The sequence below is a fragment of the Geomicrobium sp. JSM 1781026 genome (genome assembly GCF_041949955.1).
Taxonomy (GTDB): domain Bacteria; phylum Bacillota; class Bacilli; order Bacillales; family Marinococcaceae; genus Geomicrobium_A.
The window spans coordinates 40,081-55,639 of record NZ_JBHFQF010000001.1 but is presented as its reverse complement, the minus strand read 5'-3'; the positions used below and the strand labels follow the sequence as shown (position 1 = coordinate 55,639).

The 15,559-nt window shown below is 44.5% G+C and carries 13 protein-coding genes and 1 other annotated feature; of the genes, 1 reads left to right on the top strand and 12 read right to left on the bottom strand.

All coding sequences use genetic code 11. From position 1 onward, the window contains the following. Nucleotides 1-5: 5 nt before the first annotated feature. The 10 genes from minC to ACE1TF_RS00205 all read right to left on the bottom strand — a co-directional run bounded on the left by minC (nt 6) and on the right by ACE1TF_RS00205 (nt 12,025). Nucleotides 6-704: a septum site-determining protein MinC gene (minC, locus tag ACE1TF_RS00250; protein WP_375013352.1), complete on the bottom strand. Its 699-nt coding sequence runs from the start codon at nt 702-704 to the stop codon at nt 6-8. Between the two features lie 73 nt (nt 705-777). Next, nucleotides 778-1,302, bottom strand: coding sequence for a rod shape-determining protein MreD (gene mreD / locus ACE1TF_RS00245; protein ID WP_042399098.1), 525 nt, complete (start codon nt 1,300-1,302; stop codon nt 778-780). Beyond that, nucleotides 1,302-2,225, bottom strand: coding sequence for a rod shape-determining protein MreC (gene mreC, locus ACE1TF_RS00240; protein ID WP_042426978.1), 924 nt, complete (start codon nt 2,223-2,225; stop codon nt 1,302-1,304). The genes mreD and mreC overlap by 1 nt, the downstream gene beginning before the upstream one ends. A gap of 131 nt (nt 2,226-2,356) precedes the next feature. After that, nucleotides 2,357-3,394 carry a rod shape-determining protein gene (locus ACE1TF_RS00235; protein WP_042426975.1) on the bottom strand — a complete coding sequence of 346 codons (1,038 nt, stop codon included), beginning with the start codon at nt 3,392-3,394 and terminating at the stop codon, nt 2,357-2,359. Nucleotides 3,395-4,484: 1,090 nt separating this feature from the next. Beyond that, the gene (gene radC / locus ACE1TF_RS00230; RefSeq protein WP_375013349.1) at nt 4,485-5,183 is read right to left on the bottom strand and encodes a RadC family protein; all 699 of its coding nucleotides are present in this window, start codon (nt 5,181-5,183) and stop codon (nt 4,485-4,487) included. A gap of 4 nt (nt 5,184-5,187) precedes the next feature. After that, a complete protein-coding gene (locus tag ACE1TF_RS00225) occupies nt 5,188-5,787 on the bottom strand; it encodes a Maf family protein (protein WP_042399095.1) in 600 nt (199 codons plus the stop codon). A gap of 38 nt (nt 5,788-5,825) precedes the next feature. After that, nucleotides 5,826-7,127, bottom strand: a complete 1,302-nt coding sequence (locus ACE1TF_RS00220) for a hypothetical protein (RefSeq protein WP_375013347.1) — start codon at nt 7,125-7,127, stop codon at nt 5,826-5,828. A gap of 82 nt (nt 7,128-7,209) precedes the next feature. After that, on the bottom strand, nt 7,210-7,947 hold the full coding sequence (locus ACE1TF_RS00215; RefSeq protein WP_375014072.1) for a prepilin peptidase: 738 nt from the start codon (nt 7,945-7,947) through the stop codon (nt 7,210-7,212). Between the two features lie 112 nt (nt 7,948-8,059). Further along, a complete protein-coding gene (locus ACE1TF_RS00210) occupies nt 8,060-9,346 on the bottom strand; it encodes a bifunctional folylpolyglutamate synthase/dihydrofolate synthase (RefSeq protein WP_375013345.1) in 1,287 nt (428 codons plus the stop codon). Nucleotides 9,347-9,367: 21 nt separating this feature from the next. After that, entirely contained in the window at nt 9,368-12,025 is a 2,658-nt protein-coding gene (locus ACE1TF_RS00205) for a valine--tRNA ligase (RefSeq protein WP_375013343.1), read from the bottom strand. 44 nt (nt 12,026-12,069) lie between these two features. Next, nucleotides 12,070-12,288 (bottom strand) — a binding site (T-box leader). 115 nt (nt 12,289-12,403) lie between these two features. Here ACE1TF_RS00205 and ACE1TF_RS00200 point away from each other — a divergent pair. Beyond that, nucleotides 12,404-12,610 (top strand): hypothetical protein, encoded by a 207-nt coding sequence (locus tag ACE1TF_RS00200; protein WP_042399091.1) that lies wholly within the window; start codon nt 12,404-12,406, stop codon nt 12,608-12,610. Between the two features lie 524 nt (nt 12,611-13,134). Here ACE1TF_RS00200 and ACE1TF_RS00195 read toward each other — a convergent pair. Then, a complete protein-coding gene (locus ACE1TF_RS00195; protein WP_375013340.1) occupies nt 13,135-14,160 on the bottom strand; it encodes a hypothetical protein in 1,026 nt (341 codons plus the stop codon). Further along, nucleotides 14,153-15,322, bottom strand: coding sequence for a stage VI sporulation protein D (gene spoVID / locus ACE1TF_RS00190; RefSeq protein WP_375013339.1), 1,170 nt, complete (start codon nt 15,320-15,322; stop codon nt 14,153-14,155). Before spoVID ends, ACE1TF_RS00195 begins: the two co-directional genes overlap by 8 nt. Nucleotides 15,323-15,559: the final 237 nt, after the last annotated feature.

Genomic DNA, 15,559 nt, shown 5'->3' with positions numbered 1-15,559 from the left:
CCTCCTTAGTCCCTTCTATTCTTACGATCACGACGAAATGCCGCCAGACCGTTCAATGCATGAAAAACAATCTCTTCTTCCTGATGCTCGATGCATGCGTACTTCGGCTCTGCATAAAGAATTTCTTGAGCACGTTCTGCCCGAGTTGACTCGGTAAGATACAAATGCTCAGCAATCTTCACTTGCGATGGAACCATAACAGATGCAGCAACAACTGCGTTCTCGTTCCCTTTAATCCCTGCTTTAGCAATCCCTTTAAGCGAACCGAGTATGTACACGTCCCCTACCGCTTCAACAATTCCGCCTGGATTCACATCGCCAAGAATGAGAAGATCTCCTTTTACACGAAGCACTTGCCCCGAGCGGACGATCCGTGTATACGTCGTTAACTCATCTCGTTCTCTTTCTTCCTGGGCGCGGGCAATTGTCATCACGTTGCTATAAAACTCATCAACAACAATAACGCCTGTATGCTCAATCAGAGCCTTTACCTCTTCTTGTTGCGCCTCGTTTAAATAACGATTACCGGCATGCACACGTACCGATACGTCTTTGCCCTCATCAAAGGCTGAGTGATTCTCTGCAATTTTCGCTTCAAGCTCTGACACGATTGAAGCATAACTGCACTGATCATCCAAATGAATGACAATCCCGTCTTTCGTCCCTTTTATCGTGACGAACTGCTTTTGGAATGTAGTTTTCACCGTCTCACCTCGGTACTTTCATCTTCGCTAACCGCCAAATGGCTATGTGCCTTACTGATAAGATTCCACATCTTTATACATTTTCCTGCATACGTTCCCTTTCTTCAATCCATTGAAAGATCTTTCGCATCGGAAAAAGGATCACAATGCCAAACGCACCATTTAAAAGCAATGACGGCATCAGTCTTGTGGTTGCAAATTCTTCAAAGCCTACAAACGCAACTCCTGTCCATGTATACATGAAATAAATGAGCGTTTCCAAGCCAGCAAGCCCAACTAACATAATAAGCAAGACAACAATCGGTCTCGATTTGACTGCTGAGAAGTTAAAACCTGCCATATACCCTAGCAAACCGTAAGAAAACATGTAAATTCCAATGATATAGGAATAAACGACATCATGAAAAAATCCAGTAATGATTCCAAAAAACAGCCCGTGTACAGCACCTCTGTAAATGGAAATAAACACAATCGCTACAAAAGCAAACCGCGGCATCCAATAGAGGTCTTGATCGAAAGAAGCCGGAAAAAACACTTGGAACCATGTTCCTTCGATAATAAAGAGGAAGGCAACGATCACCGGGAGAATGTAACGCATTATTCTCCACTCCCTTCACTTTCTTCCTCTTCTTCTTGCTCCTCTTGCAGATTCTCAAAATCTTCTTGAATCCCTTCGAGATTGCCTTGTTCGCGATCGATGACCATTACATGATTAATATTGTAATAATCTGCAGATGGCTGGATGTATGCATTTTGCGTAAGCCCGTACTCATCGATCTCCACGCCGACAATTTCACCAATAGGTAGGTCGGCAGGGAATAACCCACCCAAACCAGAAGTACTTACAAACTGACCGACTTCAAGTTCGTTTTCTGAGTCAACCTTTTGCATGATTAACAGATCTTGTTCATGGTCCCAACCTTCAATGAAACCAATGGCCGGTTCATCATCTTCAACGGCAACCTTAGCAGACACTCGGTTCGTTTGTTCACCGTCGGATAACAATTGAATTTGTGACGTAAAGGCACTCGTATACTGCACTCTTCCAATGAGCCCTTCTTCGGTAATGACAGCCATATCAGCTTCAACCCCGTGCTGCGTTCCACGATTAATCCCAATGGTTTCTGTCCACCGATCGGGCTGACGCTCAATGACTAACGCGGGAATTGATGTGAATGAACTTAAACTCTCCATCCCATCATACATGCTCGTAAGACTCTCATTCTCTTCTCGTAACCCATCCAGTTCTGAACGTAACATCGCATAGTCATTCAAGTGTTCCTTTAGCCGTTCATTTTCTTCATGTACATTTAGAATATGAATAAAGTCATCATAAATGCCGCGCACAAAATAAGCAGGCCTTTGGAAAACCGACTGCACTGCCCCGACAGAATCTTGCACAATTTGCTCCGGTATTGTTGCTTGCTCACGCTCACGCATCGTAAGTCCAACCAAAATGACAAGGACAATAATGCCAACCATTAGTAATATTAAACGCTTATTCGAAAAAAAATGAGGCATGCTAGACACCTTCTACCTTGTTCTATGAAACCCATTTGAACACTATTGTTTTGTGAACTATATGTTACACGCTTATAAATGGTGTGCCGGTTTAAGTAATTTACAAAAACCGACAACCTTGTCTAGCGTCTTTACTTGCGATTGGATCTTGCTGTAATTCCGGCTCTTGAACGGAATAGATGGAGGTTTTCCAAAGCTCTTCCAGTACCAAGCGCCACACAATCTAATGGTTCTTCAGCGACCAACACCGGCATGTTCGTTTCTTCTCCTAGGCGCTTATCCAGACCTTCTAACATCGCCCCACCACCGGTGAGCACAATGCCACGATCCATAATATCTGCAGCCAGTTCAGGCGGCGTGCGCTCAAGCGTCGATTTCACGGTTTCTATGATCGTTGTGATCGTATCTTCAAGTGCTTGTGCAACTTCGTCCGCTTCAATTGAAATCGTCTTAGGAAGTCCTGTGACGAGGTCACGTCCACGAATCTCCATTGATTCAACATTTTCTTGCTTTTCTGCTGATCCAATTTCCATTTTCAATGCTTCCGACGTACGTTCACCGATCATGAGATTGTACGTCTTCTTGATATACTGAATAATCGATTCATCCATTTCATCACCGGCCACACGAATGGACTGGCTCGTGACAATGCCGCCTAAAGAAATGATGGCAACTTCTGTCGTACCACCGCCGATGTCAACAACCATACTGCCTGTAGGTTCCCAAACCGGTAGATCTGCACCGATGGCTGCAGCAAACGGTTCTTCAATCGTATATGCCTCTCGTGCCCCTGCTTGCTTTGTCGCATCTTCAACTGCCCGTTTTTCCACTGCAGTAATTCCTGATGGTACGCAAACCATTACATTTGGCTTACGCGTAAAAACAGAACGGTTCCGTTGTGCTTGACGTATAAAATATTTCATCATTGTCGCGGTCGTATCAAAATCGGCAATTACACCGTCTTTCATCGGTCGAATCGCAACAATGTTACCCGGTGTACGTCCAATCATATTTTTGGCGTCATTACCGACAGCCTCAATTTGTTGGTTGTCTGAACGCGTTGCTACAACTGAAGGTTCACGAACAACAACCCCTTTTCCTTTTACATATACAAGCGTATTCGCTGTCCCCAAGTCAATGCCTAAATCCTTAGAAAAACCACCAAACATCTATGTATCTCCCTTCATTACCTTCAATTGATTCGTCGTTTTATATCATCGTCTCGTTACAATTTCGGTATCTTCATTACGTATTTTTTTACAACTAAGACCCATATCTAGATCTAAATTTCCCTTACTCATTATACGCAATTTTTACCTAAAAACATAGCGGTAAAAACAGCTTTCATAAATTTCCTCAATTCGTCACAATCGAAAAAGAAGCTAAGGACTTTTGCAGGAACGTAACGTTCCCTAAGAAACCTCGCTAATTTTGGCTAAACGTAGGGAACGTAGATAAGTACTTTGAGCTATATAAGTTGAACGAAAGAAATTCATTGAATCGGATGACCGAGATGGGTCTTTGCGGATGTGTGCTTGCATATTGTCTGTTGAAATTCATCTCGTTGCACTTCGACAGCTTCGTTGCCGATCTTTGTTCGTCACTGCAAGGGTTGCGGGCAACACGAAAAACGTTTGCCGAAGGGTGAATAGTTGTGACCAAGGCCCACCACCTGGCACAAGAATGTGATGGCCGGTCACGTATGTGACAATCCAGCCCTCAAATCGGGCACTTTCGGCACGCAACTGTCACAAATCGCAATATTTGTGACAGTTGACACCTTTTATGTGCGCATTCACATTTAAAATCATGATTTTTCTTTCTCAAGTGTCACATTAATGAATATATGGGGCATTTGGCCTTCTTTCCACACACCGTAGCCAGGAGGCAAAAACGTGAACCGATGTCGCCCTTGTACTCTGAAGTGCATAGAAAACACGGTGGGCGTACTCAGACCACCGATGTTGCACTTGTAGTCTGGACTGCATAGAAAACACGGTGGCAGATGTTTCGCCACCGATGTTGCACTTGTACTATGGAGTGCATAGAAAACACGGTGGCAGATGTTTCGCCACCGATGTTGCACTTGTACTATGGAGTGCAAGCATCCGCCTGCAGTGGAAAGCAACAACAAACCGTGCAATTTGGAAAATGTAAAGTTTATCCTATGTAGATGCTTATCCGCTCCCGCTATGGGTATACACTCGTTTACATAAAAAACCCAAACGTTTGATTGCTCAAACGTTTGGGCTGTTACGCTCATGGGTTCACAGAGTCAAATACCCCGCCGAGATCACGTAAGCTTACGTAACATTGGTCGCCAATAATGATATGATCCAACACGGGAATGCCAATGATATTCCCACAATCAACGAGCCGTTTTGTTACTTGAATATCTTCTTTACTTGGGGAAGGATCACCAGAAGGATGGTTGTGCAAACAGATCATCGATGCGGCTGAACGCCGAATTCCTTCTTTAAATACTTCTCTTGGATGGACAATGCTAGAGTTTAGCCCGCCAATAAATAACGTTTGTTTGTGCATTACTTGGTTTTTCGTATTCAGGTAGAGAGCAATAAAATGTTCTTGTTGCAAAAAACGCATCTCTTCCATGACCCGCTCGGTCACATCTTCAGGGCCAGAAATGATCCACTTCTCTTTTGTATTCATCGTATGGATACGTTTTGCTAGCTCTAATGTTGCGCGGATTTCAATTGCTTTTACGAAGCCGATACCACGAACAGCTTGCAGTTCTTCGACCGTGGCATCCTTTAGTTGTAGGAGACCACCAAATGAAGTGAGCAGACGCTGACTTTGGTCGAGAACAGTTTCTCCGCGACTCCCAGTTCTAAGGAGTATGGCTAACAACTCTTGATTGGACAGCTTGTCTGGTCCTTCTCTGACTAATCGTTCACGGGGCATCTCATTCACGGGTAATTTTACTTCGGGGGGCAGCAAGGGCTCACCTCTTCAGATTTGAATTTAACCAATCGGGGTAAATGTTGACATGTTCAAGCTCTTGCCTGAGACGAGATAATGGCAGACCAACAACGTTATAATAATCGCCAACAATTTCTTTAATAAATAGAGCAGCCAGGCCATTAATTCCATACCCTCCGGCTTTGTCTAACGGCTCACCTGTGCGTACATACATGTCGATCTGTTCGTCTGTGAGCGGGTAAAATGTCACTTTTGTCTCGGCGTGGAATGTGCGGACACTATCGGTAGTGGCCAAAGCCACTCCTGTGATGACTTGATGAGGTGTCTTGGACAGGAGCGAAAGCATGTCAACAGCATCGCGTTCATCTTTCGGTTTGCCAATCGGTTCCCCATCTAAAGCGATAACCGTATCTGCGGAGAGGATCACTTCGTCTTTCGACATGTCTTCTTGAAACACGAACGCTTTCTTCTTCGCTAAGCTCACCGCGTTCTCTGCAGGGGATTTGTTAGGCTGAAACTCCTCATCAACCGGGCGTGTGTGTTGGGTAAACGTGTAGCCGGCACTTTGTAACAACGCGACCCGCCTTGGTGATGAGGAAGCTAGAATTAATTGATTGGTCATAGGGAGCACTCCTTTTATGATCGGTGGCTCCTATTATGTCACAACTCTTGTACCCATCGCTCATAATCGAGAACAAATTGCATCCATTCTGCATGATCATCTGGGTTGTTTTGCAGTGATTCATAAGATTCAAGAACTTGTTCTCCTGACTGTGTTGAGTTAGAAATGACCGTTTGCACCTCTTCGGTAAGCGGCTCAGGTGCCTCCACACCCGTCCCGATAGATGCTTCAATTTCACTTTGTAATAGATTGGCTGCTGCTGTCACTGTTGGGTCGATTGAGTCACTTTCTGGCTCAATCTGAAGTTGTTTGACGTACACATCCATTCCATTTGCTTCGAATTCTGGCATAAGGTCTTGCTCAGCTTGATTTGCTTCAGTCATACCGACATACAAAAAGATGTATTCACTGTCTGTGGCATCGTGCAACACAGCCGGGTGACCAGCGCTCACAAGTTGTCGCTGCACATCTTCGCCTGCTTCCATACTAGAAAAAGCTCCCGCTTGTACAACGTCAACTTCTAGAGGTGCCCACGTTACTTCGTCTCCAACAGACGTTGTCGCTCCGCCCTCTTCTGCTGTCCCCATCACTTCTTCTGCCGAATCAGTAGGGGAAGAGGACGTCACAATTTGCAATAAGGGTAAACCAAACACCACTCCGAGTAATAGAGCTGCTGCAATGAGTCCGATGAATTTCACACGGTCAAAACCATGCCCTTTTCGTTTTGGACCACCGGAACCTGAAGGTTTCTTTTTGCGATGAAAGGGTAAACCAGGTGCTTTTTTACTCGTCGTTTCTTGTGCTCCTTTTTGCTCCCACTCGTTTTTCTTTTGTACTACATCCACTGTTTCATGGTTAGAGGAAGAAGAAACGGGCTTTTTTTCTATCTCTTCAGATTTTGATGTTTCTGCTGCGTGTATTGTTTCTTTTGAAGCTTCTGGCGTACGCACAGCTGGAAGTAATCCCTCGGATGTCACTCGCTCGCCTTCGTTACTCTTCCCCGATTTCTCATTTGTTGGTACAGCTTGATCGCTGTCTTTCCCAGGCTCTTTTTTTAGTGATGAGCTGTTCGTCTTCGCATGTGCGCTCGTTTTGTGATTTTCACCTTTCTTCTTTGCTGCTTCCGGCGCGCCTTGATCATTGTTCGCCGACTTCTTATTCGTTTTTACATCTTGGGAATCGCCTCGCGCAATCTCTTCTTTGGATGATGAGCGATTCGTCTTCGCATGCTCGCTCGTGTTATGTTCATTGTCTTTCTTTTTTGATGTTCCAGGCTCATCCTTCTTCTTTTCATTCTCATTCTGAAACGTAAACGTCATTTTCCCCCGGTCTTGTCCCATATGAACCTCCCTACCTTGAAGGTATTAATATGAGGACAAGGTTATCATATGAAAAGGACAAACCTTGAAGATTCCTGTCAGTTCAATACAAGGAATAACTGACAATGAATGACAAAGCACGGTCCATTCCTTCCCAGACCCAGTCGTAAGCAAATAAAGTAAGGAGCACAGCTACGGAAATGCTAGGCGCTAGAGGATAATGTTTCGTTTTCCCTTTTCGCACAATACCTGTCATTGTGCCAAACAGTGTCGACAAAAAGAAGACGAGGATAAACATCGAGCTGCCAAGCGCCAATGCAAGAATCATAAACAGCTTCACATCGCCACCGCCTATTCCTCCGCCTGACAAAGCGAGTACAGCAAACAGAAACAAAAAACAAAGAAATGCTGTGAGGAGCGGATCATACCAAGGAGAAAGAGGTTCGATGAAGAGGCGGTATACGAGAAATATCAATCCAAAAAACACGACAATTTTGTTAGGGATTCGTAAATAAAGGAGATCTGTCAACACGACGATGATACAGAGGGAAATGACGACAATCGAAAAGAGGAGTTGCGTAGAAACACCAAAAATGAGAAATGCGCTAGCAAATAACGCTCCCGTTATGAGTTCTGTACATGGATACATTATCGAGATCGGTTGTTTACAATGTGAACACCTACCTTTTTGAAAAACGTATGAAAACACGGGGATCAAATGAGTCATTCGGAGTGTACGCTTACAAAAAGGGCAATGAGAGCGTGGCCAAGAAATGGACAGTCCTCTAGGTATGCGTACGGCAACTACAGAAAAAAATGAACCAAAGATAAAACCAATCAATCCAAAAAAAATCAATTCAGTTCCTTTCCATTACCAACGACCGATTAAACACTGCCACAATAAATAAGATTCGCCATCGACAGTAACATTCCTTCTATCGACAGCAAATCTTTTATTTTGTCAGAAACGCACGCATCTCAGAAATAAAAAACAATGAACCTGTAATTAAAATCACGTCTGTTTCTTTCGCAACACGTTTAACATTGTTGTAAGCTTTTTGATTATCCAGCTCAACAGTGATGCCTGAATAGGACATCGTTTCAGCCACTTCTATCGGGTTGGCACAACGCTCATGATTAAAGGAGGTGAGTATGAAAGACGCCGGCTGTAATGAAAGGAGAGGTGCATACATTTCGTTTACATCTTTTTCTTTTGTCACCGCTGCGATCACATGGATCGGTCGTTCTTTTGCGAATGGTTGCATATAACGAACAAGGCTTTCAATTCCTTCAGGGTTATGGGCTCCGTCAATGAGGGTAAACGGCTTGTCCTTTACTTTCTCCAATCGGCCAGGCCACATCGACTGAATGAGACCGCTCTTAATGGCCTCTTCCGAAACCTGATGTCCCATTTTTTGAATTTCAAGCGCGATCGAAACAGCAAGAGCAGCATTGTCAACCTGGTGCCGCCCTCGCATATAGATGCGTAAATGAAGAAGTTCTTGATCTTGGACACGCAGTGAAAACGTTGAGCCTTCTTCTTCGGTCGTCACGTGTGTCACATGAAAATGATCGTTTAAACGAGTAATCGGAGCGGACAGATCTGCCGCTTTCTTTTTAATGACTTCAAGAGACGGCTCGTCGGTGACTGACGTGATGAAAGGAACTCGAGGTTTAATAATGCCTGCCTTTTCATTCGCGATCGCTTCTACGTGATCTCCTAAAATGTGCATATGGTCCATCCCGACATTCGTTATCGCACTTACGCGAGGAAAGATGACATTGGTCGAATCCAATCTGCCACCTAAACCCACTTCATAAATGACAAAATCAGGAGCGACCGACTCAAAATAGACGAAAGAAATTAACGTAAGAATTTCGAACTCCGTTGCCGGTCCAAATGGGTCATCCGTTTGTTCAATCGCATCCCGGACCGTTTGTGCTGCCCGGACAAAGTCATCTTGATGAATGGGTTCCCCATTTAAACTAATCCGTTCTTCAAACCGCACTACATATGGAGAAGTAAATGTACCCACGGAATATCCTGCAGTTTGCAAGATATTCCTAAGATACGTAACGGTAGAACCTTTTCCATTTGTTCCCCCAATATGGATGCATCGGAGCTTCTTCTCTGGGTGCTGGAGGGTGGATAACACGAGCTCCATACGATCCAGCCCTGGCTTGACGCCAAACTTACGTGCGCTTTGTAGCCAGTCCATAACCTGATCAAAGGTGTTCATCAACATCTGCCCTCCAACTCGCTATTGTGCGAGTTTCTCAATCTCTTTTAATCGTTCAATCACTTTTTCTCGTTTCATTTCGTAATCGGCTTTCTTTTCTCGTTCAGCAGCAACCACTTGTTCCGGGGCATTGCTTACAAACTTCTCATTTGTGAGCTTGCCCTCCAGTCGCTTCACTTCTCCGTCAAGTTTCTTCTTCTCTCCTTGCAGGCGGGCCAATTCTTCAGAAACATTAATTAAGCCAGCAAGCGGAATATAAAGTTCTAACCCCGACAAAACATGCGAAATCGATTGTTCTGGCGCGACTAATGACCGATCAATCTTCAGTTCTTCTGGCGAACAGAAATGTTCCAAATAATGAACGCCTCTTTGTAATTGTTCTGCAGACGCTTCTGAACTTGGCTTCATATGCAAAGGAATCGGCTTTCTCGGCGCAACGTCCATTTCTCTACGTGTGTTGCGAACGGTGCGGATGATTGATTGATAAAGTTCCATGTCTGTGAATGCTTCTTCGTCCACCCACGTTGCCTCTGCTTTAGGCCACTCAGCAATCGTAATGGAGTCACCCTTGTGTGGCAGGTGCTGCCAAATCTCTTCAGTAATAAATGGCATAAACGGATGAAGCAAGCGAAGCGTTTGGTCCAACACATGCGCGAGCACAGAACGCGTCGTTTGTTTATCTTCTTCAACGTCTCCATAGAGCGGAAGTTTCGCCATTTCGATATACCAATCACACACATCGTCCCAAATGAAGTTGTAGAGCATCTTTCCGGCTTCACCAAACTCATAACGATCCATTAAACGTGTAACATCAGCGATCGTCTTTTGTAACTTTGCAAGAATCCAACGGTCGTGCGTAGCGTTGACTTGTGTGAGGTCAATGTCCTCATACGTAAAGCCTTCCATGTTCATGAGCGCAAATCGCGACGCATTCCAAATCTTATTGCCAAAGTTCCAGTTTGCCGTTACTTTATCCCATTGAAATTTAAGGTCATTTCCTGGTGATGTGCCTGTCGCAAGCGTGAACCGGAGTGCATCCGCTCCGTATTGTTCGACAACGTCCATCGGATCAACACCGTTCCCGAGGGATTTGCTCATCTTCCGTCCTTCTGCATCACGAACCAATCCATGAATAAGAACATCCTTAAACGGCCGTTCACCGGTAAATTCTAGCCCTTGGAAGATCATTCTTGATACCCAAAAGAAGATGATGTCATATCCAGTTACAAGCACATTTGTCGGATAGAATCGTTTTAAGTCTTCTGCTTCCTCATCTGGCCAGCCCATTGTTGAGAACGGCCACAATGCTGAACTAAACCACGTATCCAACACATCTTCATCTTGTGTCCAGTTTTCAAGATCCGCTGGTGCTTCTTTTCCTACGTACAGTTCACCTGTTTCGTTATGGTACCACGCAGGAATTTGATGTCCCCACCAAAGCTGTCTAGAAATACACCAATCTCGGATGTTTTCGAGCCATTGCATATACGTGCGTTCAAACCGCTCCGGCACAAATGTGACTTTATCATCTGCATCTGCTTGCAGCTTCATGGCAGCTTCAGCGAGAGGTTTCATATCTACAAACCATTGGGTCGAAAGATAAGGTTCAACGACAGCGCCACTTCGTTCTGAATGACCGACAGAGTGCAGGTGTTGCTCAATGTCAAACAATATGCCGTCAGCTTGTAAATCCTTCACGATTTGTTTGCGGCATTCGAATCGATCTAAACCTTGATATTTTCCAGCATTTTCATTCATTTGCCCAGCTTCATCCATGACGAGAACACGAGGCAGTTCATGACGATTTCCAATTTCAAAATCATTCGGGTCATGAGCTGGTGTGATCTTTACCGCTCCCGAACCAAATTCACGATCAACATATTCATCAGCAATAATCGGTATTTCACGTTGAACGATCGGCAAGATAACGGTTTTTCCAATTAAATGTTTGTAGCGTTCATCTCTTGGGTGTACCGCAACTGCTGTATCTCCAAGCATCGTCTCTGGTCGCGTCGTAGCGACTTCGATGTATCCTTCTTCGTCTTTTAACGGGTAACGCATGTGATAAAAAGCGCCTTCTACTTCTTTGTACTCTACTTCAATGTCTGAAAGCGCTGTTTGAGCAGATGGGTCCCAGTTAATGATGTATTTACCGCGATAGATGAGCCCTTTCTCATATAAACGAACGAACACTTCTTTTACCGCATCGGACAATCCTTCATCTAATGTAAATCGCTCTCTCGTGTAGTCTAATGACAAACCGAGCGTGGACCATTGTTCTCGAATAAAGTCTGCATATTCTTCCTTCCACTGCCAAGACACATCAAGAAACTTTTCTCTGCCCATTTCTCTTCGAGATCGGCCTTCTTCTTTTAGTTTCTGTTCGACTTTGGACTGCGTTGCAATGCCTGCGTGGTCCATTCCCGGTAGCCACAGCATGTCCTTGCCTTCCATCCGTTTCTGACGAGCAATAATGTCTTGTAAAGTCACGTCCCACGCATGCCCTAAATGCAACCGTCCAGTTACATTCGGTGGGGGGATGACGATCGAGTGGGGATCTCCCTTTCTTTCACCATCTCGAGTAGCTTCAAAAAAGCCATTGTTAATCCAGTAAGGATACCATTTTGACTCGGTTTGTTTCGGGTCATACTTCGTTGCCATGTTTTTCTCTTCAGTCATTGTACGTCCTCCTTTTTTTGAATAAAAAAAAGCCTTCTCCTTATGAAAAGGACGAAGGGCTCGCGGTACCACCTTTATTTATGAACAATAATCGTTCATACTCTCAGCAACTGTAACGTAAGTTAACGTATTCCTTCTACTATGGTCATTCAAAGGATCTGCTCATGGACGACTTCTGCCCTATCCTGGCGGGGGACCTTCCAGCCATGGGTCCCTTCTCTGTATGAGGATGTGCGCATACTACTTCCATTCTTCGCATGTTGAGGATTCAGTTTGTGTATTTATTGTACCGATGCCTTTACCATTCGTCAACAACATTGGTGACTGATTTGTTTTGCAGGCATAGGATAGAGTAAAAACTAAGGAAGGGGTGTGCTAATGCCCAGATATTATAGTCCGCCCCCGCAATACCCGTACGGAAAAAAGAAACGACCACCATGGGTGTATAAATGGCGTGCGGCAGCTGCTCAAATCTTGCTTCCGATCATCTGCTTTCAGTTGCTACGTTTGTTGTTTTTTGCCACGTTTATTGATGTGTTAATACTCATTATTCTTGCTTGTGCTTTCTGGTATTTCCAAAAATAGATACATTTATGCTTCTGCCTATAAAAACAGATCACCGAAAAACCGGATGGGTCATTACGGACATCCGGTTTAAGTATGACTACCTCGTGTTACGAGAATAAGATTATGGAAAAAATCATTCAACATCCAGTTGGGGTATATGATCATTTTGTAATCTATATACGTTGCACTAAAGAAATTTACTAGCACTTGATGTTATAACTACATCAAACCTCCATTCCATTCGCTTGGCGTAAGAAATTCTAAGACCCTTTTCTGTCACAGAGACTGACGAGACGAACGTACGGCTTACCATCGGCACCTCTGGAGCCGATGGTTGTACTCCAGAGTACAAGAGTTCCCCTGCAGTGGAAAGCAAGTCCCAACAGCGCAAATCAGGAAGATATTAAGTTCATTCTATATAGATTGTTTCGAGGGTGATCTAGATCACCCTTCTCCTAAGAATCCCCAAATTTTATAAAGCTTGAGGTGTTTGTGAGCAATCACTAACTCACCCACCTCTTGCCAAAAAAACAGCCACGAGACTACGTTGCGCTTTGTCTCATGGCTGCTTCTTGGTCTTCTTTCCACTTCACTAGCTCTGCGCCGTATCTTAGTGCATTCAAACGCAGTTCTAGCATTGCCGTCCACTGGTGCTCCGCATAGCTTTGAGGATTGGCTCGATATTGTTCGACAAAATCAATAATCGGTGTTGGCGTTAGCATCAACGCCTTTAGTAACGACGTATCTGCTTCTCCCCATAGAGGGCCATATGCCTCATACGTACCCACGATTGCTTGGTAGTCTAACGCATGGAACGGTTGATTTCTCGCAATGTCTTGATAAAAATAGGCAAGGTCATATGCGGGATGATTCGGTCCACTCGCTTCCCAATTCGTCCACCATGCATTTCCATCAGCTGCAATTAAACCGTGCGCGATTGAAGGTTTTCCGTGACAAAAGACAAACCGATACGTTTCTTTTTCCTTCACGTGACGAGCCCAATTTTGAAATCCACTTTTCCCAGATTGGAACATTCGTTCCAAAAATGGACCGGCATGCAAATACGTCATCGTGAATGGAGAAATGAATCGAGACTGCTCAAGTTGGTCTGCCAACTGTTCCATATGAAGACGCTGTTGATTCCATATGAAATCAACTTCTTGCTCGTATTCCTCCAAGGCACCCTCTTCAATGGTTTGCTCATTTTCAGAGATCTTATGATTCGCTGCAAGAACAGATAATAATCTTAGCTCTTTGGATGGTGGGGATGTGAGTGTTTGTTCTTCTACCCAAGGTTCTAAATAATAATCATAGCCTTCAGCTTCAAAAACAGGAAAATCCCCTCGCGTACTTGTCATGAGGGGGATAATCCCTTGAATGCCTGAACGTTCACCGTAACGTAAATGTTGCAAGAACGTATCTCGTTCTCCGGGCGTTCGGTCCCATCGCTTCATCGCCATAGGACCGTCCGGATGGTCAACTTTTATTACGCGGTCACTCACCCACTGCCAGTCGGACGGACGGTCAACAATGGTGCGTACGGCCGCACGCCACGCCTGATCATTCATGTTGAGCTTGCACCGGAATGTAAATAATTTCACCAGCTTCAACATGATTCATGTCCATATTGTTCCACCTTAAAAGTTGTTGAACGGAAAACCCGTACCGCTCAGCAATCGTGTCTAACGATTCATTATCTTGAATGATGCACATTTTCATCTTGGTGAACGTCTCCCGATCCCCTTTTTCAAGCATCTCTGTAAGGTATAACGCGTTCTCTCTTCTTTTTTCAGGCTTTTGTGGCTCTTCTTCCACATCTTCCTCATGATGATCTTCAGGCTCCTCATCTAACGGCTCTCTGCTGTATCGTACAGCGCTGTCATGAGAAGGCTCTTCTTGGGCACGATGACTATTCAAATTCAAGTGGACATCTTCTTTTTCTTCTTCCACTCCGGTCCGTTGTTCTTCTTCTGCCTCTTCGGTCGACTCATCATCATTTGAATTATGATCGTCCACAAAAGCAGTGTGCTCAATACGATCTGTATCCTCATCTGCTACTTCTTGCGCATCGTAGTAGGACTTCACTTCATCTCGGGCGAAAGGCTCTTCTTCTAGTTCTTCAACGTCTTCATCAAGCTCAGATGACCATGATTCATGAGTAACATCGTTTTCTTCTTCCTCTTCTTCTTCATAACGCTCTTCAGCGTATTCTTCCTCCGGTACTTTTACTTCATGAGTAAACCTCGGAAATGGCTCAGGCGGTGATGCAATCGTCTTTTCAGCTTTTGCATCTTGATGCTCATCAATCATGCCCGTAATCGTAACATCCGCTGCCAGTTGGATGCAGCTCGGTTCCGGAAGATCATAATCAAAGCTATCTACTTGAACATACAACTCTTCGACACTTTGGATCCGATTTAACGGAATGGAAACTTCAATCGGAAAGAAATGCTTGATTTCACGTTCGCCATTTTCCGTCGTTCGCACGCTGTCGATTCTTTGGGGAACACCCCCACCTTCATAGTCTTCAAAGCTCTCGTTTTGATCAAACGGAACATACTGACCGAGTAGGTGCAACCCCCCTTTAATGCTCACTTGATGATCATCTTCTTGAATTGTTAATTCAGGTTCAAGCTCCAGCCCTAGGATGGTTTGGATTCTCTCGCCCTGGTCTAGCCATACCGATTCTTCAAGGTTAAACGTTAACGCAGATGGCTGTTCTTGGCTCACAGTCAGCTCCTCCTTTTCTACTCAACGTAATCTTTCTCTGCCTAGCCGTTCACTGATTGTCATCCCGACTTTTACTCACGAAACATTGTGACCCTTCCCGTATATCCAACCCTTTTTACAAGACGGTGGGAATATCACTACAGATTTAGCCAGTACGCTATCAACGTATGTCACCAACTCGGAAAATATGTTCATAAACCTACGGCTGCTCACGTTAAAAAGACGCCAAAAGCTGTT